General features: G+C 69.0%; 22 protein-coding genes and 1 tRNA gene. 9 read left to right on the plus strand and 14 right to left on the minus strand.

What is annotated here, in order from left to right; genetic code table 11:
- Positions 1-123 precede the first annotated feature (123 nt).
- The 6 genes from FHR72_RS12435 to FHR72_RS12460 form a co-directional block, all read right to left on the minus strand.
- Positions 124-993, minus strand: coding sequence for an oxidoreductase (locus FHR72_RS12435; protein ID WP_183468261.1), 870 nt, complete (start codon positions 991-993; stop codon positions 124-126).
- Between the two features lie 56 nt (positions 994-1049).
- A complete protein-coding gene (locus FHR72_RS12440) occupies positions 1050-1703 on the minus strand; it encodes an LpqN/LpqT family lipoprotein (protein WP_183468262.1) in 654 nt (217 codons plus the stop codon).
- Positions 1700-2053 carry an arsenate reductase (glutaredoxin) gene (gene arsC / locus FHR72_RS12445; protein WP_183468263.1) on the minus strand — a complete coding sequence of 118 codons (354 nt, stop codon included), beginning with the start codon at positions 2051-2053 and terminating at the stop codon, positions 1700-1702. The genes FHR72_RS12440 and arsC overlap by 4 nt, the downstream gene beginning before the upstream one ends.
- A 1-nt stretch (position 2054) precedes the next feature.
- Positions 2055-3035: a ribose-phosphate diphosphokinase gene (locus FHR72_RS12450; RefSeq protein ID WP_183468483.1), complete on the minus strand. Its 981-nt coding sequence runs from the start codon at positions 3033-3035 to the stop codon at positions 2055-2057.
- 109 nt (positions 3036-3144) lie between these two features.
- Complete coding sequence (glmU, locus tag FHR72_RS12455; protein ID WP_183468264.1) at positions 3145-4599, minus strand: bifunctional UDP-N-acetylglucosamine diphosphorylase/glucosamine-1-phosphate N-acetyltransferase GlmU; 1455 nt, start codon at positions 4597-4599, stop codon at positions 3145-3147.
- Between the two features lie 112 nt (positions 4600-4711).
- Positions 4712-4783 (minus strand) — tRNA-Gln (locus FHR72_RS12460).
- Between the two features lie 104 nt (positions 4784-4887).
- Between FHR72_RS12460 and FHR72_RS12465 the strand changes: the two genes are divergently transcribed.
- Positions 4888-5481, plus strand: a complete 594-nt coding sequence (locus FHR72_RS12465) for a TetR/AcrR family transcriptional regulator (RefSeq protein WP_183468485.1) — start codon at positions 4888-4890, stop codon at positions 5479-5481.
- A gap of 3 nt (positions 5482-5484) precedes the next feature.
- Here FHR72_RS12465 and FHR72_RS12470 read toward each other — a convergent pair whose 3' ends face one another.
- The 3 genes from FHR72_RS12470 to FHR72_RS12480 are packed head-to-tail and all read right to left on the minus strand — an operon-like array spanning position 5485 to position 7772.
- A complete protein-coding gene (locus FHR72_RS12470) occupies positions 5485-6000 on the minus strand; it encodes a hypothetical protein (protein ID WP_183468265.1) in 516 nt (171 codons plus the stop codon).
- On the minus strand, positions 5997-6524 hold the full coding sequence (locus FHR72_RS12475) for a hypothetical protein (RefSeq protein WP_183468266.1): 528 nt from the start codon (positions 6522-6524) through the stop codon (positions 5997-5999). Before FHR72_RS12475 ends, FHR72_RS12470 begins: the two co-directional genes overlap by 4 nt.
- Positions 6525-7772: a C2 family cysteine protease gene (locus FHR72_RS12480; RefSeq protein ID WP_183468267.1), complete on the minus strand. Its 1248-nt coding sequence runs from the start codon at positions 7770-7772 to the stop codon at positions 6525-6527.
- Positions 7773-7917: 145 nt separating this feature from the next.
- Here FHR72_RS12480 and mfd point away from each other — a divergent pair, with 145 nt between their 5' ends.
- Both mfd and FHR72_RS12490 read left to right on the plus strand, forming a co-directional pair.
- On the plus strand, positions 7918-11517 hold the full coding sequence (gene mfd, locus FHR72_RS12485) for a transcription-repair coupling factor (RefSeq protein ID WP_183468268.1): 3600 nt from the start codon (positions 7918-7920) through the stop codon (positions 11515-11517).
- 63 nt (positions 11518-11580) lie between these two features.
- Positions 11581-12630 carry a nucleoside triphosphate pyrophosphohydrolase gene (locus FHR72_RS12490; protein WP_183468269.1) on the plus strand — a complete coding sequence of 350 codons (1050 nt, stop codon included), beginning with the start codon at positions 11581-11583 and terminating at the stop codon, positions 12628-12630.
- Between the two features lie 90 nt (positions 12631-12720).
- Here the strand turns inward: FHR72_RS12490 and efeB are convergent, their stop codons facing one another.
- Genes efeB through efeU form a run of 3 tightly spaced genes read right to left on the minus strand, consistent with a single transcriptional unit; the run spans position 12721 to position 16080 of the window.
- Positions 12721-14037, minus strand: coding sequence for an iron uptake transporter deferrochelatase/peroxidase subunit (gene efeB / locus FHR72_RS12495; RefSeq protein ID WP_183468270.1), 1317 nt, complete (start codon positions 14035-14037; stop codon positions 12721-12723).
- On the minus strand, positions 14018-15181 hold the full coding sequence (gene efeO / locus FHR72_RS12500; protein WP_183468271.1) for an iron uptake system protein EfeO: 1164 nt from the start codon (positions 15179-15181) through the stop codon (positions 14018-14020). The genes efeB and efeO overlap by 20 nt, the downstream gene beginning before the upstream one ends.
- Positions 15178-16080: an iron uptake transporter permease EfeU gene (efeU, locus tag FHR72_RS12505; RefSeq protein WP_183468272.1), complete on the minus strand. Its 903-nt coding sequence runs from the start codon at positions 16078-16080 to the stop codon at positions 15178-15180. Before efeU ends, efeO begins: the two co-directional genes overlap by 4 nt.
- Before the next feature lie 178 nt (positions 16081-16258).
- Between efeU and FHR72_RS12510 the strand changes: the two genes are divergently transcribed.
- The 5 genes from FHR72_RS12510 (at position 16259) to FHR72_RS12530 (ending at position 20623) form a co-directional block, all read left to right on the plus strand.
- Positions 16259-17008, plus strand: coding sequence for a lytic transglycosylase domain-containing protein (locus FHR72_RS12510; RefSeq protein WP_183468273.1), 750 nt, complete (start codon positions 16259-16261; stop codon positions 17006-17008).
- Between the two features lie 72 nt (positions 17009-17080).
- Entirely contained in the window at positions 17081-18391 is a 1311-nt protein-coding gene (gene eno, locus FHR72_RS12515) for a phosphopyruvate hydratase (RefSeq protein ID WP_183468275.1), read from the plus strand.
- 3 nt (positions 18392-18394) lie between these two features.
- The gene (locus FHR72_RS12520) at positions 18395-19201 is read left to right on the plus strand and encodes an FtsB family cell division protein (RefSeq protein ID WP_183468278.1); all 807 of its coding nucleotides are present in this window, start codon (positions 18395-18397) and stop codon (positions 19199-19201) included.
- Entirely contained in the window at positions 19194-19688 is a 495-nt protein-coding gene (locus FHR72_RS12525) for a DUF501 domain-containing protein (RefSeq protein WP_183468279.1), read from the plus strand. The genes FHR72_RS12520 and FHR72_RS12525 overlap by 8 nt, the downstream gene beginning before the upstream one ends.
- Positions 19685-20623, plus strand: coding sequence for a Ppx/GppA phosphatase family protein (locus FHR72_RS12530; RefSeq protein WP_183468281.1), 939 nt, complete (start codon positions 19685-19687; stop codon positions 20621-20623). Before FHR72_RS12525 ends, FHR72_RS12530 begins: the two co-directional genes overlap by 4 nt.
- 11 nt (positions 20624-20634) lie before the next feature.
- Here FHR72_RS12530 and FHR72_RS12535 read toward each other — a convergent pair whose 3' ends face one another.
- Both FHR72_RS12535 and FHR72_RS12540 read right to left on the minus strand, forming a co-directional pair.
- Complete coding sequence (locus FHR72_RS12535) at positions 20635-21102, minus strand: DUF4383 domain-containing protein (RefSeq protein ID WP_183468284.1); 468 nt, start codon at positions 21100-21102, stop codon at positions 20635-20637.
- Between the two features lie 73 nt (positions 21103-21175).
- Entirely contained in the window at positions 21176-23068 is a 1893-nt protein-coding gene (locus FHR72_RS12540) for a propionyl-CoA synthetase (protein WP_183468286.1), read from the minus strand.
- 37 nt (positions 23069-23105) lie between these two features.
- Between FHR72_RS12540 and FHR72_RS12545 the strand changes: the two genes are divergently transcribed.
- Positions 23106-23978 carry an alpha/beta fold hydrolase gene (locus tag FHR72_RS12545; RefSeq protein WP_183468288.1) on the plus strand — a complete coding sequence of 291 codons (873 nt, stop codon included), beginning with the start codon at positions 23106-23108 and terminating at the stop codon, positions 23976-23978.
- Positions 23979-24080 lie beyond the last annotated feature (102 nt).

Here is a 24080-nt window from a genome sequence, read left to right on the forward strand (position 1 = left end):
CTCGGGCACGGCCAGGGTGCGCACCGAAGTGCTGGTTCCCGTCGATAACGGCGGCCCTGGATTCAGGCCACCCTCGCCGTGACGCGTCCGCAAGGGTAGCGCAGGCAGACGGTCAGCGAAAAATCAGAGCGGGAACTGGGTGCCCGTGAGCTGCTCGGACAGTGTCCACAGCGCGGTGGCCCTGGCGCGGTCGCGGGCCAGCGGGGTGCGCCAGTGCTGCACTGTGGCACCGCGCATCGAGAACCGGGGGCCGATGAAACTGTTCCCGGGGAGGTCCTGCGACGCCGCGTACAGCGTCTGGCGCGCCCCGAAATCGGCGTCGGTGGCCAGCAACCGATTTCCGGTGTCCCAGATGCGCGTCCCGAAGCGGCTCCCGGTCTGGCCCTGCAGGTTGGTCGACGAATATCCGGGGTGCGCCGCAATTGACGTCACCGCGGATCCGACGGCGTCGAGCCGGCGTTGCAACTCGCTGGTGAACAGCAGGTTCGCGAGTTTCGACTGGCCGTAGGCGGGCCAGGCCAGGTAGGGCCGGGACTTCCAGTTCAGGTCTTTGAGGCTGATGTAGCCGAGCAGGTGCATCATCGACGACACGGTGACGACCCGGTCGTTGATCTTGGGCAGCAACAGGTTGGTCAGGGCGAAGTGGCCCAGGTGGTTGGTCCCGATCTGGCTCTCGAACCCGTCGACCGTCTGCGCGTAGGGCACGGCCATGATCCCGGCGTTGTTCACCAGCACGTCGACACGGTCGATCCCGTCGGCGAAGGCCCGGACCGATGCGAGGTCCTGCAGGTCGAGCTTGCGGACCTCGACGTCGCCGGTCATGCCCGCCGCGGCGGTCCGGCCCTTCTCCAGGTTGCGCACCGCCAGGATCGTGGTGGCGCCAACACGGGCGAGCTCTCGCGCCGTCACGAGCCCGAGCCCGCTGTTGGCCCCGGTGACGATGACGGTGCGCCCGGCGAAGGAGGGCAGTTCGGCGGCGGTCCAGTCGCTCATGGCGAACACCCTAACCGGACGGTTGATCGGTTCACCGGGCGCAGCGGGACGGGCACTCAGGGAGCCTTGACCGTGAATCCCTTGATGATGGTCTCCATGTCGGGTGCTTCTGCGGCAGCTTTGTCCGCGTAGCCGGTGACCGTGAACTGCACCAGGTAGCGCTGCTTCTTCGGTGGTGTACCCGTGGCGATGACGATGCGGTTGTAGCTGTGCATGCGGGTGCCGTTGAGGTCGTAGCTGCCCTCGATCATCGAGGACGGGAAGCCCGCGAAGTCGGCGGTGGAGGTGTTGAGTTGCCGGAAGTTCTCCGACATCTGGGCGTCGGCGTTGGCGTGGCTGAGCGCCTCGGCGACGTCGAAGTCACCGTCGAGTTGGAACACCATCAGCATGGCCGTCGGGTACGTGTCGCCCTTGGCGATCATCCGGGTACCCGGCGCGAAATCAGTGCTCTGGTACGGCTTCCACCCCGCCGGGGTGGGCATGGAGACCGTGAGGTCGGTGAGTTTGTCGGGGGCGACAGGTTGACCGCTGACCCCCTGTTCCTCCAGGAATGCCGCGATGGGCTTTGGCGCGCCGGTTTCGGCGCTCGTCGATGTCGGCGCGGCACTGCTCGTCGACCAGATCGACTGATAGTCGGGCGTCTCGGTGGCGCACCCGGTCAGGGCCAGGGCCGCTGCCGCGGACGCGGCGATCCGAAGGCGAACGGTCACAGAATCTCTCGGACGTTGTCGAGCGGACGCGCCAAGCGGGTGCCCTTGTCGGTGACGACGAACGGCCGCTCGATCAGGATCGGGTTCGCGGCCATCGCATCGAGAAGCTCTTCGTCGGATGCCGACGCCAGATCCAGTTCGCTGTAGAGCGATTCCCGTGTGCGGACCGCAGCGCGGACGTCGATCCCGGCGTCGGCGATCATCGTCTTCAGTTCCGCGGGCGACGGCGGATTCTCCAGGTAGAGGACGATCTCGGGTTCGACCCCGTTGTCGCGCAGCAACTCCAACGTCTTACGCGAGGTGGAGCATTTCGGGTTGTGGTACACCACTGCCCGGCCGTCGCTGGGCATGTCAGGCCGATCCGTCGAAAAGTCCTGTCACCGAACCGTTCTCGAACACGGCGCGGATCGTGTTGGCCAGTAGCGGCGCGATCGAGAGCACGGTCAGCTGCGGGAACATCTTGTCCTCGCCGATGGGGAGCGTGTTGGTGACGATGACCTCGCGGGCGCCGCTGGCTGCGAGGCGTTCGCGGGCCGGGTCGGAGAGCACGCCGTGGGTCGCGGCGATCACGACGTCGGCGGCTCCGTCCTCCTTGAGCAGGCGTACGGCGCCGGCGATCGTGCCGCCGGTGTCGATCATGTCGTCGCTGAGGATGCAGGTCTTGCCCTTGACGTCACCGACCACCCGGTTCGACTTGACCTGGTTGGGCACCAGCGGATCGCGGGTCTTGTGGATGAAGGCCAGCGGGACGCCGCCGAGCGAGTCGGCCCACTTCTCCGCCACGCGCACACGGCCCGAGTCGGGGGACACCACGACCATGTCGTGGTCGGCGTAGTTCTCGGCGATGTAGCCGGTGAGCAGCTTCTGGGCCCGCATGTGATCGACCGGGCCGTCGAAGAAGCCCTGGATCTGGTCGGTGTGCAGGTCGACGGTCACGATGCGGTCGGCGCCTGCGGTCTTGTACAGGTCGGCGACCAGACGCGCGGAGATGGGCTCGCGACCGCGGTGCTTCTTGTCCTGCCGGGCGTAGGGATAGAAGGGCAGGATCGCGGTGATGCGCTTGGCGCTGCCCCGCTTGAGCGCGTCGATCATCAGCAGCTGTTCCATCAGCCAGGTGTTGAGCGGCGCCGGATGGCTCTGCAGGACGAATGCGTCGCTGCCGCGGACGGACTCGTCGAAACGGACGAAGATTTCCCCGTTGGCGAAGTCCCTCGCGGTCTGCGCGGTGACCGCCACGTCGAGTTCTTTGGCGACCTGCTCGGCGAGTTCGGGGTGCGCCCGACCCGAGAAGAGCATCAGGTTCTTGCGGTTGTCGGTCCAGTCGTGGCTCACGGGGCTGCCCTCGGCGTCGGGGTCGGGGATCGATACGGGGCCATCGTACGTAGCGCTGCTGTCCATACGCTGGCGGGTTACCAGAATGCCAATAAAGGGCGACGAAAAGCTACTCGCCGGTAGCTTGGCCGTCCGTGGCGCCCGCATTCTCGGCGGCTCGGGCCGCGGCGCTGCCGGGCCTCTTGCGCGCCACCCAACCCTCGATGTTGCGTTGCGGGCCCGCCGAGATGGCCAGCGCCCCGGGAGGCACGTCGTCGCGGACGACTGTGCCGGCGCCGGTGTAGGCGCCGTCGCCGACGGACACCGGTGCGACGAACATGGTGTCCGACCCGGTGCGCACGTGAGACCCGATCGTGGTGCGGCTCTTCGTTTCTCCGTCGTAGTTCACGAACACGCTGGACGCGCCGATATTGCTGTGCTCGCCGATGTCCGCGTCGCCGACGTAGGTCAGATGCGGCACCTTGGTGCCGGCGCCGATGGTCGAGTTCTTGGTCTCGACGAACGCGCCGAGTTTGCCCGACGCGCCGAGTGCGGTGCCGGGCCGCAGATAGGTGAACGGCCCGACGACGGCGCCGGCGCCGATCTGTGAGGCGCTGCCGTGGGTGCGGATCACCTGGGCGCCGTCGCCGACGGCGACGTCGGTCAGCGTGGTGTCCGGCCCGATCTCGCAGTGGGCGCCGATGCTGGTCGCGCCCAGCAATTGGGTGCCGGGCCGCACCACGGTGTCGCGGCCGAGGGTGACGTCGACGTCGATCCACGTGGTCCCGGGGTCGACGATCGTCACCCCGTTGCGCTGGTGTTTCTCGACGACCCGGCGGTTCAGCTCGGCGCCGAGGGCGGCCAGCTGGACGCGGTCGTTGACACCGGTGACCAGCGCGGTGTCGTCGATGTGGACGGCCTGCACGACACCGCCGTCGGAGCGGACGAGCGCGATCGCGTCGGTCAGGTAGAGCTCCTGCTGGGCGTTGTCGGACCGCAGCCGGCTCAGCGTGCTGCGCAGCGCCGCGATGTCGAACGCGTACACCGCCGCGTTGACCTCGGTGATGGCCTTCTGCTCGTCGCTGGCGTCGGCCTGCTCGACGATCCCGGTCACCTGACCATCGTCACCCCGAAGGATGCGCCCGTATCCGGTCGGGTCGGCCTGCGTCGTGGTCAGCAGAGTCGCACCGGCGGACGCCGCGTGATGGGTGGCCACCAGCTCACCCAACGTGGCGGCATCGAGCAGCGGCACGTCGCTGGCGGTGACGACGACGGTGCCGTCGAAGCCGTCGGGAAGCGCGGTCAGGCCGCACTCGACGGCGTGGCCGGTGCCCCGCTGCTCCTCCTGCACGGCGATCTGCACGGTCTGGCCGAGGGTCTCGCCGATCTGCGTCGCCGCGGGGATCACGCGCTCGCGGTCCTTGCCGACGACGACCACGAGGTGCTGAGGCGCGACCCCGGCGACAGCGTGCACGCTGTGAGCCAGCATGCTGCGGCCGCCCAGTGTGTGCAGCATCTTCGGGGTGTCGGACTTCATGCGGGTGCCGGCACCCGCCGCCAGAATCAGGACCGCGGTCTCACGCATCGATGTTCACGCCCTTCTCGAAACCAGCCCGCCCTGCTCCGCGAGCGCGCGTGTCTGCACGCTGACACGCCGCTTCTGGCTGTCTTTTTGCGCACGCTCGCCACATGTTGAGCTCCGTCGCCAGGACTCGAACCTGAACTATCTGAACCAAAATCAGAGGTGCTGCCGATTACACCACGACGGACCGATCACCCAGAGACTCTAGTCGAAGGACTTACTCTGAAACGCGTGGCCAGATCAGCACCGGACGACAGCACCCACGCCGCCATCCGGCCGCCGCGGGCGAGAATGACGGGCAGCGAGCGCCGCCAGCAGCTGATCGAGATCGCGAAGTCCCTGTTTGCCGAGCGCGGCTTCGACGGGACGTCGATCGAGGAGATCGCGCTTCGCGCCAATGTGTCCAAGCCGGTCGTCTACGAGCACTTCGGGGGGAAGGAGGGGCTCTACGCCGTCGTCGTGGACCGCGAGATGTCGGCGCTGCTCGACGGCATTACGTCCTCGCTGGCCGGCAACCGTTCCCGGGTGCGCGTCGAACGGGTCGCGCTGGCCCTGCTGACCTACGTCGAGGAGCGCACCGACGGCTTCCGGATCCTGATCCGCGATTCCCCGGCCAGCATCACGCAGGGCACATACTCCACCCTGCTCAACGATGCCGTGAGCCAGGTGGCGTCGATCCTGGCCGGTGACTTCTCCCGCCGTGGCCTGGACCCCGATCTCGCGCCGCTCTACGCGCAGGCCCTGGTCGGCTCGGTGTCGATGGCGGCGCAGTGGTGGCTCGACATCCGCGAACCCAAGAAAGAGGTCGTCGCCGCGCATCTGGTCAACCTGTGCTGGAACGGCCTGACGCACCTGGAGTCCGACCCGGTGCTGCACGAGGAATAGGCGTCAGACCGGCCGCAGGACGAAGTAGCCGAACGCCATCGCCGGGGCCCCGTCGGCGAGCCTGGTGCCGAACATGGCGGCGACGACCATCCGGTCCTCGACGACGCTGTGCAACCAGTCGGGCCGCCAGATGAGGTAGTCCACGGACTGCCCGTCGACGGTGACCTCGGCGTCGGCGGACAGACGGAGGCCGAAGGTGTCCAGGTACTCCCCGGCCATCGTGCGCAGCGCCACCGAGTCGTAGCCGTTCTTCCGCACGTACAGCTCTTCGGAGTCGATGCGATAGCCGGGCGCGACGGCGGCGATCGCCTCGTGGAGCGTGGCGCCGCAGCGCTCCTGGTCGGTGGGCTGCGCAGCGCTGAGCGGTTCGGCGGAGAGCTTTTCGATCTTGATGGGCAGCACGAGGGGCGCCCCGTTGAGAACGGGGCGTGTCGAAGGCAGATACACCCGCGTGTACGCGGTGAACGCGACGGCCACCACGAGGCCGACGGCCAGGACGGCGACGACGAGTCGCTTCATCGGGACTCCTCCGGGGTCATCACGAAGAAGCCGAGCATGGACTCGCGGTACCCCGGTGTCAGCGGCGCGTAGTAGCTGACCGCCACCACCGATCTGTCGTCGAACAGTGCGCGCGGCCAGGCTGTGCCCCAGGTCAGGTCGCGGAACGCGTACCCATCGAACTGCATTTGGGCATCGGTCTGCAGCCGCATCCCGAACGCCGCGAAGTACTCGCTCGTCAGCTTTTGCAGCGGGTACCACCCGCCCGGATGCGAGAACATCTGCTCCTCGGTGATGCGACTGCCGGGCTTCAGCGACAGCGCCGCGCCGCGCAACGTGTCGGCGACATCCGTCCGGGCGGCGTCGGAGACGGGCACCTGCGCCAGCGGGGTGACCGGGATCATCTCCAGCTTGTGCGCCGGAATCGGTTTGGCCCCAACGAGGATCGGTCGCTGGGACGGTAGGTACCACGATCGGTAGGCGCCGGCTGCGGCGGCCACGACGAGGACGGCGGCGATCACCGCGACCAGGATCCTGCGTCTCACTCAGGACCCCAATCGGCCGATGTTGATCATGCCGGTCGGGCCGAGGCCCAGACCGCCGAGCGGATCGGTCCCGATCAGGTCGCCCAGGCGCGCTTCGATGACCGGCGGACCGTCGTCCGGTCCCCACGGGTTGCGCAGCGTCACCACCGCATCGCTGCCCGTGCCGGCGATGCCCTCGATCGAATAGACGTGCTGGGCCTCAAGGAGCGGGCCGCCGAAGACACTGGTCGACAGCATCACCGGCTGGTTGCCGGTCAGCGCGTCGGCGATCTGGGAGTCGATGTTCTGGCTCGGGGTCATCCACTCCGTCGCCGGAACGATCCAGTCGCCGTTGTTGCCGGTGAGCGCTTCCAGGGCCGGTGGGGTGAAGCCGGATTCGATGCCTTCGATGCCCTTGCCGGGGGCCTTCATCTTCGCGTAGGCCGATTCGAGGACCGCGGGCCACAGCGGGGCACCCGGATCTGTGACCCCCGGCGTGGCGGTGTCGATCCCGCTGGCGCCGCGGGCGGCGATGTTGGCGTCGATGTCGGCCTGGGTGACGGCGATGTGCTGCCATTCGGACCCGTTCCACAACGTCACGTCGAACATGCCGGTCCGGGCGTCGTAGGCGATGCGGTCCCTGATCCACTGCGGGTCGGCGTTGGCGACGGCGCTCATCGTCGCGACGAGGTAGCAGTCCCCGATGCCGTCCTGGTTCACGTCGGACCCCGCGGGGTCGCCGCGGTAGAGATCCTCGTCGGTCCAGCCGAAGTCGGGCGCCGGCGCCGTGGCGGGCACGATGCCGGTGCGCAGCGCCTCCGCGGTCGCCGTATCCACCCGGCCGAAGGTGGCGAGCATGTTCTTCAGCGACGTGGTGTAGGCCGCCGCCAGCGTGGGCGACATCATCCCGAGGGTGTTGTGACCGGTGACGGTGCCGTCGTCACCGACCATGCCGCCCAGCGCGACGGCCTGTGATTTCATCGCCGAGATCTGGGCGCGGAGGGGATCCAGGTTGGCGCCGCCGAAGCGCAGGGCGGCGGCGTGGGCGGTCAGCGTCGTGAGCATCGCCTGCTGGCGCGTCAGCTGGGTGTCGGCCCGCGCGGTCGCGGCGTCGGCCGCTTCGCCCGTCCAGGCGGCGCGTAGGTTCTGCAGCTCACGCTGCTGCGACTCGATCTGCGCGGCCAGCGATGACGCCTTCTGGTCCTGCGCGGCCGCGGCATCCAGCAGACGCCACGGCCGGGTGCCCTCCACGACCGAAATCGTGACCACCGATACCCTCCCCAGCACGCATGAGCCTGTCGATGCTGAAGCTAACACCGCCGCAGACCCCCCTTGAGCACCAATTTCGCGGCACGTGGGCGGCGGCTACGCCCCGGCGGCGGGCCGGCGCAGGAGTGCCTACGATGGAGGCATCATGACCGCATCGGGGACCCTCCACGTCCACACCCCGATCGCGGGCCTCGTCGATGTGGCGCTGCGTGATCCCTCCCTCCAGGAAGTGGCTCGCCGCGCGGCCGACCGGCCTGCCGATCTCCACCTCGTCGGCCCGGCGAGCGCACGCCTGTACGTGGCGTCCGCGCTCGCGCAGTCCGGCCTGCTTCTCGTCGTCACCGCGACCGGGCGCGAAGCCGACGACCTGACCGCCGAGCTGCGCGGCGTCTTCGGCGACACCGTCGCGATGTTCCCGTCGTGGGAGACGCTGCCCCACGAGCGGCTCTCACCCGGCGTGGACACCGTCGGCGCCCGGATGATGCTGCTGCGCCGCCTGGCCAACCCGGACGATGCCCGCCTCGGGCCGCCGCTGCGCGTCGTCGTCACGACCGCGCGCTCACTGTTGCAGCCGATGGCGCCCGACCTGGCGCAGATCGAGCCGGTCACGTTGACCGTCGGCGTGGACGCCGACTTCGACGCCACCGTCGCGCGGCTGGTCGACCTGGCCTACACGCGCGTCGACATGGTCGGCAAACGCGGCGAATTCGCCGTCCGTGGAGGCATTCTCGACGTGTTCCCGCCGACCGCCGAACATCCGGTGCGCGTCGAGTTCTGGGGCGACGAGGTCTCGGAGATGCGGATGTTCGCCGTGGCCGACCAGCGGTCGATCCCCGAGATCGAGATCGACACGCTGATCGCCGTGCCGTGCCGCGAGATCCTGCTCACCGCCGACGTCCGCGAGCGTGCCGCCGCGCTCTCCGCCGAGCATCCGGCACAGGAGAACAGCGTGCCCGGCAGTGTGCCCGACATGCTGGCCAAGCTGGCCGAGGGCATCCCGGTCGAGGGGATGGAGGCGCTGCTGCCGCTGCTGCGGCCCACCGATTTCGCCACCCTGCCCGACCACATGCCCGACGGCACCCCGCTGCTGCTGTGCGATCCGGAGAAGATCCGCACCCGCGCCGCCGACCTGATCAAGACGGGACGCGAGTTCCTGGAGGCGTCCTGGTCGACGGCCGCGGTCGGGGGAGACGTGCCCATCGACATCGAGGCGCTGGGGGCATCCGGGTACGTCAGCTACCACGACGCCCGCGATGCCGCGCGCGAGGGCGGGCACGCCTGGTGGACCCTGAGTCAGCTCGACAGCGGGTCGGACGAGTCGACCGCGCTGGATCTGCGGCCGGCGCCGTCGGCGCGTGGCCAGCAGCACAATCTCGACGAGATCTTCGCGATGCTGCGCGCCCACGTCGCCACCGGCGGCTTCGGTGCCGTGGTCACCCCGGGCACCGGCACGGCCATGCGCGTCGTCGAGCAGCTCTCCGAGTCCGACACGCCCGCAACGATTCTCGAGCCCGGTGCCGCCCCCAAGGAAGGGGTCGTCGGCGTCATCAAGGGCCCGCTGCACGACGGTGTGGTGATTCCGGGCGCCAACCTCGTCGTCATCACCGAGACCGACCTGACGGGCAACCGGGCCGCGGCCACCGAGGGTAAGAAGCTGGCGGCCAAGCGCCGCAACGTGGTCGACCCACTGGCGCTGACCGCCGGCGATCTCGTCGTGCACGACCAGCACGGCATCGGCCGGTTCGTCGAGATGACCGAGCGGGTCGTCGGCGGGGCCCGCCGCGAATACCTGGTGCTGGAGTACGCCTCGTCGAAGCGCGGCGGCGGTTCGGACCGGCTCTACGTGCCGATGGACTCCCTCGATCAGCTGTCCCGTTACGTCGGCGGCGAGGCGCCCACGCTGAGCAAGCTCGGCGGCAGCGACTGGGCCAACACGAAAACCAAAGCGCGCCGGGCAGTTCGAGAGATCGCCGCCGAACTCGTCACCCTCTATGCGAAGCGTCAGGCCTCACCGGGGCATGCGTTCGCGCCGGACACCCCGTGGCAGGTCGAGATGGAGGATGCGTTCGGGTTCACCGAGACTGTCGACCAGCTGACCGCGATCACCGAGGTGAAATCCGACATGGAGAAGCCCGTCCCGATGGACCGGGTGATCTGTGGCGACGTCGGCTACGGCAAGACCGAGATCGCGGTCCGCGCGGCGTTCAAGGCGGTGCAGGACGGCAAGCAGGTCGCGGTGCTGGTGCCGACGACGCTGCTGGCCGACCAGCATCTGCAGACGTTCTCCAACCGCATGACCGGATTCCCCGTCACCGTGAAGGGGCTGTCCCGGTTCACCGACCCCGCCGAGTCCCGCGCGACCATGGAGGGGATGAAGGACGGTTCGGTCGACATCGTCATCGGCACGCACCGCCTGCTGCAGACCGGCGTGACGTGGAAGGACCTGGGGCTGGTCATCGTCGACGAGGAACAGCGCTTCGGTGTCGAGCACAAGGAGCACATCAAGTCGATGCGCACCCACGTCGACGTCCTGACGATGAGCGCCACCCCGATCCCGCGCACGCTGGAGATGAGCCTGGCCGGTATCCGCGAGATGTCGACCATCCTGACCCCGCCCGAGGAGCGCTACCCGGTGCTGACCTACGTCGGCCCGCACGACGACAAACAGGTGGCCGCGGCGTTGCGGCGCGAGATGCTGCGCGACGGGCAGGCGTTCTACATCCACAACCGGGTGCGGTCCATCGACCAGGCCGCCGCGAAGGTGCGTCAGCTGGTCCCCGAGGCCCGGGTCGTCGTCGCCCACGGCCAGATGCCTGAAGAGCAGCTCGAGAAGACGGTCGAGGGCTTCTGGAACCGGGAGTTCGACATCCTGGTCTGCACGACGATCGTCGAGACGGGCCTTGACATCTCGAACGCCAACACGCTGATCGTGGAGCGGGCCGACACGTTCGGCCTCTCGCAGCTGCACCAGCTGCGCGGCCGCGTCGGGCGGTCGCGGGAACGCGGTTACGCCTACTTCCTGTATCCGCCCGAGGTGCCGCTGACCGAGACGGCGTACGACCGGCTGGCCACCATCGCGCAGAACAACGAGCTGGGCGCGGGCATGGCCGTCGCGATGAAGGACCTCGAGATCCGCGGCGCCGGAAACGTGTTGGGCGCCGAGCAGTCCGGCCACGTCGCCGGCGTCGGCTTCGACCTGTACGTACGGCTGGTCGGCGAGGCCGTCGAGGCCTACCGCGCTGCCGCTGACGGGAAAACCGTTGCGACACCGGAAGAGCCGAAGGATGTGCGCATCGACCTGCCGGTGGACGCGCACCTGCCGCCCGACTACATCGGCAGCGACCGGCTGCGGCTGGAGGCCTACCGCAGGCTCGCGGCCGCACCCGACGACAGCGCGGTGGACTCGGTCATCGAGGAGTTGATCGACCGCTACGGTCCGCTGCCCGAACCCGCACTGCTGCTGGTGGCGGTGGCCCGGTTGCGCCTGCTGGCCCGTGCGCACGGCATCACCGAGGTGGGTGCGGTCTCGGCGTCGGCCTCGACGCTGCGGGTCTCGCCGCTGACGCTGCCCGACTCGGCCCAGCTGCGGCTCAAGCGCCTGTACGCCGGCGCGAACTACCGCGCCACGACCTCGACCGTGCAGGTGCCGATCCCGCGGGCCGGCAGCGGGGTCGGGGCGCCCCGGATCCGCGACCTCGAGCTCGTCGACTTCGTCGCCGGGCTGATCAAGGTGCTGCACGAGTGAGCGCCGAGAGCGCGCCGGTCGAGGAATGGATGCCCGGGGTCCGGAACTGATATAACCGGACCGATGACCGTCGTCCTCGTCGACCCACGCCGCCCGTCGCTGGTGCCTGTCGAGGCGATCGAATTGCTCTCCGGTGACGTGCAGTACACCGAGGAGATGCCGATCAAGGTGCCGTGGTCGCTGCCGTCGGCCCGGCCGGCCTTCTCCGGTGACTCCGACGATCAGGCCGAGGTCCTGCTGTCCTCGGATGCGAACCATCCGTCGGTGCGGGCCCGTGTCGCGGCGGGGGAGCGGGTGATCTCCGCGCCGGCCGCGCAACCGGGCGAACGCCTCGTCGACGCGGTGGTCATGATGGACAAGCTGCGCACCGCGGGCCCGTGGGAGAGCCGGCAGACACACGACTCGCTGCGTCGCTATCTGCTGGAGGAGACCTACGAGCTGTTCGACGCCGTGCACGGCGGTGACCTCACGGAGCTGCGCGACGAGCTCGGGGACGTGCTGCTGCAGGTGCTCTTCCACGCCCGCATCGCCCAGGAGGCCCCTCAGGACTCGTTCGATGTCGACGACGTCGCCGATGCGCTGGTGCGCAAGCTCGGCCACCGCGTGCCGGCTGTGCTTGCGGGCGAATCGATTTCGCTGGAAGACCAGCTGGCGCAGTGGGAGCAGCGCAAGGCGCTGGAACGTTCGTCGCGCGAGTCCTGCATGGACGACATCCCGACCGCCCAGCCCGCGCTGGCGCTGACCCAGAAGGTGCTCGCCCGCGCCGACACCGCGGGGGTGCCCTTGGATCTGATTCCCGCCTCCATCACCTCGGTGTCCGTGTCGGCCGACGTCGACGCCGAGACTGCGCTGCGCACAGCGGTTCTGGAGTTCATGGACGACGTGCGCGCCGCCGAGCGGGCCGCGGTGACGGCCCGGCGCAGCGCCGACGTCGCCGAGGAGCTCGACCACACCCCGCACGGGATGATCACCGAGGACGAGTGGCGCGCGCATTGGCCGGGCGCCGCCGAGGCCCCGAAGCTCGAGGACCCCGAGGCCCCCGCCGACGATGACCCCGAGACCGAGGCCCCCGAGACCGAGGCCCCCGAGGACCCTGCCGACGAGGTTACGTAACGCTGCGGCGGTTTTCGGCCCCGAATTCCGCCCTGGCGTTACGCAACTCGCGCCCGGCGGCGACCGGACCCGGACACGCCCCCTCGACCGTCAGTCGAACAGGGTCGAACCCCAGAACGTGGACGTGTCGCCCTCGCGAATGCCGGGCGGGCAGGCGAACACCGCGGAGCTGGTCGGTAAGACGTACTCGTTCATCGCATCGTCGCGCGAGATCGCATTCTGCATCGGCACGAACTGCGTGATGGGGTTGCGGACGAACGCGATGAAGAACAGCCCTGCGTCGAGGTGACCGAAACCGTCCGAACCGTCGGTGAAGTTGTACCCGCGCCGCAGGATCTCGATACCGCCGAGATGCTCCGGTGAGGCGAGCCGCACGTGGGCCAGCGTGTCGATGAGCGGTTCGTCCTTGGTGTTCTTCAGGTCGAAGTTCAGCTCTTCGAACTCGTCCTCGAGTCCCATCGGGGCGCCGCTGCCCTTCTGGCGTCCGATCACGCGTTCCTGTTCGAGCAGCGTCGTGCGGTCCCACTGCTCGATGCGCATCCGGATCCGCCGTGCGACCAGATAGGAACCGCCGGTCATCCAGTCGGGCCCGTCCCCGTCGGCCACCCAGACGTGCTTGTTCAGCTTCTCGGTCTCGTCGGAACGCAGGTTCGCCGTTCCGTCCTTGAACCCGAAGAGGTTTCGCGGGGTCGACTGGTCGCGGGTGGTCGAGGAGGTGCGGCCGAACCCCAGCTGCGAATAGCGCACCGCGACCGTGCCGAAGCCGATGCGGGCCAGGTTGCGGATGGCGTGCACCGCCACCTGCGGGTCGTTGGCACACGCCTGCACGACGATGTCGCCGCCGCTCTTGGCGGGGTCGATCTTCTCGTTCGGGAACTTCGGCAGGTCGATCAGCTCGGCCGGCTTCTTGTCGGCGATGCCGAACCGGTCGACACCGTCCTTGAGGAAGAACGACGGCCCGAAGCCGATGGTCAGGGTCAGCTGGGAGGCCGGCAGACCCAGCGCCTCACCGGTGTCCGACGGCGGCGAATACGGGTTCTGACCGGTGGAGCCGTTCGGGAACGCCTCCTTGCCCTGCGTCATCCGCTCGGCCATCTCGGTCCAGTCGGCGAGCATCTTGATGACGTCGTCGCGACTCTTCGTCGTCACGTCGAACGTCGCGAAGTGCATCCGGTCCTGCGCCTCGGTGACGATGCCGGCCTGGTGCACACCGCGGAACGGAACGGCGGTCTGCAGGTGGTCGGGCGTCTGCGCCGCCGACGCGCGGCCCGCCAGCGCTCCCGCGCCGGCGGCGCCGACCACCGCTGCGGTCACACCGGCGGCGCCGAACAGCTTGCGCCGACTCAGCCCGGACCTTTGCGGGTCGGGCTGAGCCGGCGGCGTCACGTCACTGGGGGGCGATGACACCCTGCACCTGGCTAACCTCCTTGCTCAGCGCGTCGATGGCGCGTGAGAGTTCCTGTCGCTCCGGCTCGGTCACCTTGTCGTACAGGACGAAACCGTCGCCTTCACGATACTTCTCCAGCAGAGCCTCGACCTCTTCGAAGCGCTGGTCGACACGTTTGCCGAGATCGGCGTTGCGCTCGTCGAGGATCGGCCGCACGGAGGCGACGGCCGTCTGCGATCCCTGCAGGTTGGCGTTGAAATCCCACAGATCGGTGTGGCTGAAGATGTCCTCTTCGCCGGTGATCTTGCCGGTGGCGATCTCGTCGAGCAGGCCCTGGGCGCCGCCGGCGATCTGGGTGGAGTCGACGGTGAAGTCCGGTGCGCTCACGCCCGCCTGCAGCTCCTTGGCGTCGGCCACGAGCTGGTCGGCGATCGCGTTGGTGTCGGGCTGCAGACCGGAGACCCACAGGTCCTTCTCCAGCCGGTGGAATCCGGTCCACTTCTGGCCGGGCTCCAGATCGGCTTCACGCAGGTCGATGCGCGGGTCGAGATCGTTGGGGAACGACTCGGCGACGGGCTCGATGCGCTCGAAGTAGGTGCGCGAGGTCGGGTACTGCGCCTTGGCGCCTTCGATGTCGCCGGCCTTGATCGCGGCCGCGAACGACTCCACGGCCGGGACGAACGCCTCGACCTGGCTGTTGACGTAGCGCTTGTAGCTGTCGGCGGCTTCCTTGAACTTGCCCTCGGTGTCGATCTGCACCTCTTCACCGGTGACGGTGAAGTCGCCGCGCAGACCGTCGCCGATCATGCCGGGCTTGCACGCCGTCTGGTAGGTGCCGGGCTGGCTGAGCTGGACGATCAGTTTGCGCTGCAGTCCGGGGGAGATGTTCTCCACCTCGCCCATCACCCGCTCGCCCTCGCCGTAGACGTAGAACTCGGTGACCTTCGAGCCGTTGTTGGTGATGACGAAGGTGTTGGCGCCGGTCTTGCCTTCGGTGCCGGACAGCTCGCACGAGGTGTCCGACGCGTCGACGGTGACCTCGGAGGGAGCGGTGCTGCCGCCGCTCTCCTCGCCGGCGCCGGTGTCTTCCTTGGCCTGGCAGCTGGTGAGTGTCAGTGCGGCCAGGGCCGCCGCGAGGACCGCGGCAGAGGATTGAACCTTCACGTAGTCGACCTTTCGGGTGATGGAGTAGACGGTGCGGGGGTCGGTGAGGTCGCGGGGCGCAGGAACAGCGCCAGCACGGCGACGAGGTAGAGCAGGTAGCCGGCCAGTTGCAGCACGGTGGGGGTCGGCGTGACGTTGAAGATGCCCTGGATGACCTCGCCGTACCAGGCGGACCAGTCGAACCAGGAGCTGATGTCGAACGCCCGGTTCGCCAGCCCGGGCAGCCAGCCCACGGTCTGGAGCGCGCCGATGCCGTAGGACAGGATTCCGGCGGCGACCACGATCAGGAAGATGCCGGTGTACTTGAAGAACTTCGCGAGGTTGATGCTCAGCGCGCCGCGGTACATCCCGTACGCGATCACCCCGGCGATGGCGACGCCGGCGATGAGCCCGATGAGCGGCCAGTTCGACTGGGCCTCGGCGTAACCGACCATGAACAAAGCCGTCTCGACACCTTCACGGCCGACGGCAAGGAACGCGAGCATCGCGACGGCGAGCGGCCCCGTCTCCAGGGCCCGGGTCATGCCGCTGCGCAACTCGCCGGACAGCGATGCCGAGGCCTTCTTCATCCACAGCACCATGGTGGTGACGATGGCGACGGCGATGAGCGACGCCACCCCGGCGATGGCCTCGGCGGCCAGGCCCGTGATGGTGTTCTCGCCGAACTGGATGGTCAGGAACACGATCAGCGTCATCGCCACGGCGGCGCCCACGCCGAGCCACACCCATTTCAGCGCATCGCGGCGGTCGGATTTGACCAGGAACGCCACCAGGATCGACACGACGATCGCGGCTTCCAGACCCTCACGCAAACCTATGAGTCCGCTGCCGAAAAGCTGTGAGGTGATGTTGGGAGCCGCGTAGAGGGTCGTGACCGCAAGGTCGGTACCAGCAACCATCGAATTGTCCTCGCTACGCGTCCGTTCACCCAGCCATGGCTACCCAAAGCTAGGTGTGGCTCACCTCAGTTCCAGAAGCGCACAGTGAATGTACACCCGTGCCGCGCGGGCCGGGATGAGTCTTTAGTCCTTCGTCACATGGGAGCATGGCTACAAGGAGAACGGGTTGAGGAGTCCGGTGACGCGGGTGCGTTGGCTACAAGGGATGGCGGTGATCGGCGCGACAGCGCTGCTCATGGCCTCCAGCTGTTCATGGCAGCTGGGTGTTCCCGTGCCCGACGGCGTCCCGCCGCCCCCGGGTGACGCCGTACCGCAGATCGACACCTACGCCAAGGGGCGACCGGCCGACCAGCTGCACGAATGGGCGGCCCAGCGGGCGCCTGCGCTGGGTATTCCGGTGACCGCGCTCGAGGCCTACGCCTATGCCGCGAGGGTGGCCGAGGTGGAGAACCCCGACTGCCACCTGGCATGGACGACGCTGGCCGGCATCGGTCAGGTGGAGAGCCACCACGGCACCTACCGGGGTGCGACGGTCGCGCCCGACGGGGAGGTGACGCCGCCGATCCGGGGCGTGCTGCTCGACGGCACGAACGGCAACCTCGAGATCATGGATCACGACTCCGTCAGCCACGACCCGGCCGTCGAGGACAAAGGGGACGAACCGTTCGCCCGCGCGATGGGGCCGATGCAGTTCATCCCCGAGACGTGGCGTCTGTACGGCGTGGATGCGAACAACGACGGTGAGATCAGCGCCGACAACATGGACGACGCGGCGCTGTCGGCGGCGGGGTACCTGTGCTGGCGCGGCAAGGACCTGTCCAAGCCCCGGGGGTGGATGGAGGCGCTGCGCGCCTACAACCACTCGGACGCCTACGCGCGCAATGTGCGGGACTGGGCGACGGCCTACGCGCAGGGACATCCGCTCTGAGGACGCCGGCCGACCGGCCACGATCTAGGCTCAAGGCCGGACAGTTCTGAGCAGAGACCAGGAGGCAAGAAAGTGCCCATCATCGAGCAGGTCGGCGCCCGCGAGATTCTCGATTCCCGGGGCAACCCGACAGTCGAGGTCGAGGTGGGCCTGCTGGACGGAACCGTCGCCCGCGCTGCCGTTCCGTCCGGCGCCTCCACAGGCGAGCACGAGGCCGTCGAACTGCGTGACGGCGGTTCGCGCTACCTCGGCAAGGGTGTCGAGAAGGCCGTCGAGGCGGTGCTCGACGAGATCGCGCCCGCGGTGATCGGACTCGGCGCCGACGAGCAGCGTCTCGTCGACCAGGCGCTGCTGGACCTCGACGGCACCCCGGACAAGTCGCGCCTCGGCGCCAACGCCATCCTCGGCGTCTCGCTCGCGGTGGCCAAGGCCGCCGCGCAGTCGGCCGAACTGCCGCTGTTCCGCTACATCGGCGGACCCAACGCCCACATCCTGCCTGTGCCGATGATGAACATCATCAACGGCGGCGCCCACGCCGACACCGGCGTCGACGTCCAGGAGTTCATGATCGCCCCGATCGGCGCGCCCTCCTTCAAGGAGGCGCTGCGGTGGGGTGCCGAGGTGTACCACGCGCTGAAGTCGGTGCTCAAGAAGCAGGGCCTGGCCACCGGTCTCGGCGACGAGGGCGGTTTCGCGCCGGACCTGCCCGGCACCCGGGCCGCGCTGGACCTGATCGGCACCGCGATCGAGGCTGCCGGCCTGAAGCTCGGCAGCGAGGTGGCGCTGGCGCTCGACGTCGCCGCGACCGAGTTCCACACCGACGGCACGGGTTACGCGTTCGAGAAGGAGACCCGCACCGCCGAGCAGATGTCCGCGTTCTACGAGGAGCTGATCGGCGCCTACCCGCTGGTCTCGATCGAAGACCCGCTCTCCGAAGACGATTGGGACGGCTGGGTGTCGCTGACCTCGGCCATCGGCGACCGGGTGCAGCTCGTGGGCGACGACCTGTTCGTGACCAACCCCGAGCGGCTCGAGGACGGCATCGAGAAGGGCGCAGGCAATGCGCTGCTGGTCAAGGTCAACCAGATCGGCACGTTGACCGAGACGCTGGACGCGGTGTCGCTGGCCCACAACGCCGGCTACAAGACGATGATGAGCCACCGCAGCGGCGAGACCGAGGATACGACGATCGCCGACCTCGCGGTCGCCGTGGGCAGCGGCCAGATCAAGACGGGTGCACCGGCGCGCAGCGAGCGGGTCGCCAAGTACAACCAGCTGTTGCGCATCGAGGAGGAGCTGGGCGACGCCGCGCGCTACGCGGGCGACCTGGCGTTCCCGCGTTTCAGCGTGGCCGACGACTCGCTGGGGCGAGGAGCCAAATAGCTCGTGCCCGAAGCGAAACGGCCTGATCCGAAGCGGCGTTCCGGAGGGGATGCGCGGGCCAAGAAGGCCCCCGCCTCCCGTCCGGGCAGGCCGGGCGACGGTGCGCGGGGCAAGCCGCGCACGTCGTCGCGTCGCGACACCCGGGGCTCCTCGGAGCCGAAGGCCATCGAAGCGAAGGCGGCCGAGTCCGCGGCGGGATCGAAGGCGGCCGGATCGAAGGCGGCCGGATCGAAGGCACTGTCGGGCCCGGTGGAGGACGCCGAGTTCGTCGATCTCGAGGACGGGGACGCCGGCGGTTCGATCCGCCGATCCATCGTCGCCTCGGCCGAGGCGGCCGCCGAACAGCGTTTCGGCTCCGCGGCGCGCCGGGCCGCGATCCTGGCCGCGGTCATCTGCGTGCTGACGCTGACGATCGCCGGGCCGGTGCGCACCTACTTCGGGCAACGCACCGAGATGAAGCAGCTTCAGGCCAGCGAAGCGCAACTGCGCGAACAGATCTCGGAGCTCGAAGAGCAGAAGGCCAAGCTGGCCGACCCGGTGTTCATCGCCGCGCAGGCCCGGGAGCGGCTGGGGTTCGTGATGCCCGGAGAAATTCCGTACCAGGTGCAACTTCCTCCCGGCGCGACCCAGCCGGGGGCGCCGGTGGACGATCCGACCGAGTCGAAGAGCACCGATCCCTGGTATACGGCGTTGTGGCACACCATCGCCGAGGCGCCGCACGGAGGCACGCCGACCGCCCCACCCATGCCGCCGGGGTCACCCGGCGCGCCCGAGCCCCTCGCACCCGGTGCGCCCCAGCCCGGTGGTTGAGCCGTCGGATCTCGAAGCGGTGGCGCGGCAGTTGGGCCGCGAGCCGCGGGGCGTGCTCGAGATCGCCTACCGCTGCCCCAACGGCGAACCCGGGGTCGTCAAGACATCACCCAAACTGCCTGACGGAACGCCGTTTCCGACGCTGTACTACCTGACCCATCCGGCGCTGACGGCCGCGGCGAGCCGCCTGGAGTCCTCGGGGATGATGCGCGAGATGACCGACCGTCTGGCCGCCGACCCCGAACTGGCCGCACAGTACCGGCGTGCGCACGAATCGTTTCTGGCCGAGCGGGACGCGATCGAACCACTGGGCACGACGTTCTCGGGCGGTGGCATGCCCGACCGGGTGAAGTGCCTGCACGTGGTGATCGCCCACTCGCTGGCGAAAGGCCCGGGGCTCAACCCTTTCGGAGATGAGGCGCTGGCCGTGCTGGCCGCCGAACCCGCGATGGCAGGAATTCTCGACAGGAAGGTGTGGACAGCGTGAACAGGGTTGCGGCGGTCGACTGCGGAACCAACTCGATTCGGTTGCTGATCGCCGACGTGGCCGACGGCCGCCTGCAGGACGTGCACCGCGAGATGCGCATCGTGCGCCTCGGCCAGGGCGTCGACGCGACCGGCGAGTTCGCCCCGGACGCGTTGTCGCGCACGCAGTCCGCGCTGTCCGCCTACGCCGATTTCATGCGCCGTCACGACGTCGGCGCCGTGCGGATGGTTGCGACCTCGGCAGCCCGCGACGTGGCCAACCGCGAGCAGTTCTTCGCGATGACGTCGGAGGTGCTCGGAGCCGTCGTTCCCGGCACGGTGGCCGAGGTCATCACCGGCACCGAGGAAGCCGAGCTGTCCTTCCGCGGCGCGGTCGGTGAACTCGACTCTGCCGCAGCGCCGTTCGTGGTCGTCGACCTCGGCGGCGGGTCCACCGAAGTCGTCCTGGGCTCCGACGACGTCGTCGCCGGCTACTCCGCCGACATCGGCTGTGTGCGCCTCACGGAGCGCTGCTTGCGTTCGGATCCCCCGACCGAGGACGAGATCGACGCGGCGCGGTCGGTGGTGCGGGACGCGCTGGGGGAGGCGCTGCGGGTGGTTCCGGTCGAGCAGGCACGCACCTGGGTGGGGGTGGCCGGGACGATGACCACGCTCGCGGCGCTCGCGCACAAGATGACGACCTACGACTCGGACGCGATCCACCTGTCCCGGGTGGGATTCGACGAGTTGCTGCCCGTGTGCGCCGAACTGCTGGCGATGACCCGTCAACAACGCGCGGTGCTGGGTCCCATGCATGAGGGCCGCGTCGACGTCATCGGCGGCGGCGCGCTGATCGTGCAGGAGCTCGCCGCCTTACTGGGGGAGCGGGCCGGCATCAGCGAGTTGGTGGTCAGTGAGCACGACATCCTCGACGGCATCGCCCTGTCCCTGGGCTGAGCGGTCGCCCCTCAGTGCGATGCTGCGCGGCGCAGCCGGGGCCGCCGTTTCGTGGGGTCGTGCTGACCTGCCAGCGTGACGGCCAGCAGTGTCATGACCGCGCCCAGGCCGAGGTGCAGCCAGTTGGTGGCGGTGTTGAGGGGGATGACGTGGGCGTTGCTGCCGAATTCCACCAGGATGCCGTAGAGCCACAGCCCCAGATACAGCGCGCCTCCGGCGAGCAGGTAGGCCCGCGCTCCGGCGTACGTGCGCGCGAAGAAGAAGCCTGCGGCGCCGACGGCCATATGGACGATGTTCAGCACTGCGCAGACGGCGAACGTACCGAAAAGCAGGGCGCCCGACCGCTGCCCGAACCAGCTCAGATTGTCGAGGTCAGACGTGATGCCCGGGATGAACCCCAGGACGCCGAGCATGAGCAGCACGACGGCGACGATGAGCGCGGCACCCTGCACCGCCATGTATTTCGGGGTTGTGGACATTCGCGCCTCCTTCACGTCGCTTATTGACGTGTGTGAATGGGAGATACCCATCCTGGGCGGCGCGTAACACCGGTCAGGAGCGCAGGATCGGCCTCAGCGCGTCGAGCACCGATGGATCCTCGATCGTCGACGGCACCGGCTCGTCCCGCCCGGCCGCCAGCCCGCGCATGGTCTTGCGCAGGATCTTTCCCGAGCGGGTCTTCGGCAGCGCGGGCACGACGTCGACGAGTTTGAATGCGGCGACCGCGCCGATCTCGTCGCGCACCAGTTGGACCAGCTCCTCGCAGAGGCCCTCGGTCGAGGCGCCCGACTTGACGACGACGAGACCCCGCGGGGCCTGGCCCTTGATCTCGTCGGCAACGCCGATCACGGCGCATTCGGCGACCGCCGGGTGGGTGGCCAGCACTTCTTCGATCGCCCCGGTGGACAACCGGTGGCCGGCCACGTTGATGACGTCGTCGATGCGGCCCATGACGAACAGGTAGCCGTCCTCGTCGACGTGGCCGCCGTCGCCGGTCAGGTAATAGCCGGGGTACTCGGTGAGGTACGCCGCCTGATAGCGGTCCTGGGCGTTCCACAGCGTGGGCAGCGTGCCGGGTGGCAGCGGCAACTTGATCGAGATCGCGCCTTCCTGCCCGGGGGCGCAGTCGTGGCCCTGCTCGTCGAGGATGTGCACGTCGTACCCGGGCATGGGCACGGTGGGGGAGCCCGCCTTGATCGGAAGTTGTTCGGTCCCCATCGGATTGGCGGCGATCGGCCAGCCGGTCTCGGTCTGCCACCAGTGGTCGACGACCGGGATGCCGAGCTTCTCGGCGGCCCAGTGGTAGGTGTCGGGGTCCAGACGCTCGCCGGCGAGGAACAGATATTTCAACCGGGAGAGGTCGTGGTCGGCCTCCGGACCGTGCAGGTACCGCCCCTCGGGGTCCTCTTTGCGGATCGCGCGGATCGCGGTCGGCGCGGTGAACAACGCCTTGACGCCGTGCTCGGAGGCGACCCGCCAGAACGCACCGGGGTCCGGCGTGCCGACCGGCTTGCCCTCGTACAGCACGGTGGTGGCGCCGAGCAGCAGTGGGGCATAGACGATGTAGGAGTGGCCGACCACCCAGCCGACGTCGGAGGCGGCCCAGAACACGTCGCCCGGCGCGATGTCGTAGATGTGGCGCATGCTCCACAGCAGCGCGACCGCATGCCCGCCGTTGTCGCGGACGATGCCCTTCGGCTTGCCGGTGGTGCCGGAGGTGTAGAGGACATAGAGCGGGTCGGTCGCCGCCACGGGCACCGGCGCCACGGGCTCGGCGCCGTTCTCGGCGGCCATCACGTCGGCCCAGTCCAGGTCGCGACCCTCGACCAGCTCGCAGCGCAGCCGATCACGTTGCACCACAACACAATGCGTGGGCGGATGCTCGCTCATGCCGATCGCGGCGTCGAGCATCGGCTTGTACTCGACGGCTCGGCTCGGTTCGATCCCGCACGAGGCGGAGACGATCACGGTCGGGCGGACGTCGTCGATGCGCACGGCGAGCTCGTGGGGGGCGAATCCGCCGAACACCACCGAGTGCACGGCGCCCAGCCGGGCGCATGCCAGCATCGCGATCACGGCTTCGGGGATCATCGGCATGTAGATGACGACGCGGTCGCCCTTGCCCACCCCGAGCTTGCGCAGCGCCCCGGCGAAGCGGGATGTCTCGTCGAGCAGCTGGGCGTAGGTGTAGACGCGCTTGGTGTCGGTGACGGCCGAGTCGTAGATGAGGGCGGGCTGCTCGGCGCGGCCGGCCTCGACGTGACGGTCCAGCGCGTTGGCGCACGTGTTCAGTTCGGCGTCGGGAAACCAGCGGTAGAACGGCGGCCGGCTGTCGTCGAGGATGCGCTCGGGGGCCCGGGTCCAGGTCACGGCCGTCGCGGCATCGGCCCAGAAGGCCCCGGGGTCGTTGATGCTGGCATCGAAGAGGTCGCGGTACCCGGACATATCAGCACCGTAGACCTTTCCGATTAGTCTCAGGGCCATGACGAACCAACCCCCGCCAATCGGAGGGGTGCGCCGCAGCCATGTCACCGTCAACGGGATCGACTTCCACGTGACCGAGGCGGGGCCCGAGGACGGCAGGCCCGTCCTCGCCCTGCACGGCTGGCCGCAGCACCACTGGGCGTACCGCGACCTGCTCGCCGACCCCCCGCCTGGCCTGCGCATCATCGTGCCCGATCTGCCCGGCTACGGCTGGTCCGGTCCGCCGCCGCACCGGTGGGCCAAAGAGGACGTCGTCACCGATCTGGTGGCGCTCGCCGACGCGCTCGGGCTGGACCGCTTCCTGCTGGTCGGCCACGACTGGGGCGGCTACATCGGGCACCTGTTGGCGCTGCGTATCCCCGAGCGCATCGACGCTTATCTGGCGCTGAACATCGCGCACCCGTGGGTGCCGCCGAAGGTGATGGCGCCGCACCTGTGGCGGTTCATGCTGTACCAGCCGGTGGTGGCCTCGATCGGCGTGCCCTTGCAGCGGCGCACGCCGTACCTGGAGAAGGTCGTGTTCCGCGTGGCGGCCCCGAAGCTGGACCGCGACACGGTGCGCGTGTACGCCGAGCGCTTCCGCGACCCGGCGGTGGCGCGCACGGCCCGCGACACGTACCGGACGTTCCTGACCCGCGAGATCCCGGCGGCGGTGCGCAACGGCGAGCGGCGCAGGTCGACGGTGCCGACGCGCGTGCTGTTCGGCCGGGAGGACACCGCGATCCACCCGGATCTGGCTTCTGCCGAGACCGCACGCGCCGACGACTACACGGTCGAGGTCGTCGACGGCGGGCACTTCATCCTCGACGAGCAGCCACAGCTGGTGCGAGCCAAGCTGATTGCGGTCGCCGAGGAGTTCCCGGCCCGCTGACCCGCCCGGCTCGTCGCCCGCCCTGCTTTTCGCCCGCCCCACTTTTCGCCGAACTGAGGTTCCCGGTCGTTGAATCGCCCGCGATCACAGCCTGGAACCTCA

The sequence above is a fragment of the Mycolicibacterium iranicum genome, from assembly GCF_014190915.1.
In the GTDB taxonomy this organism is placed as follows: Bacteria; Actinomycetota; Actinomycetes; order Mycobacteriales; family Mycobacteriaceae; genus Mycobacterium; species Mycobacterium iranicum_B.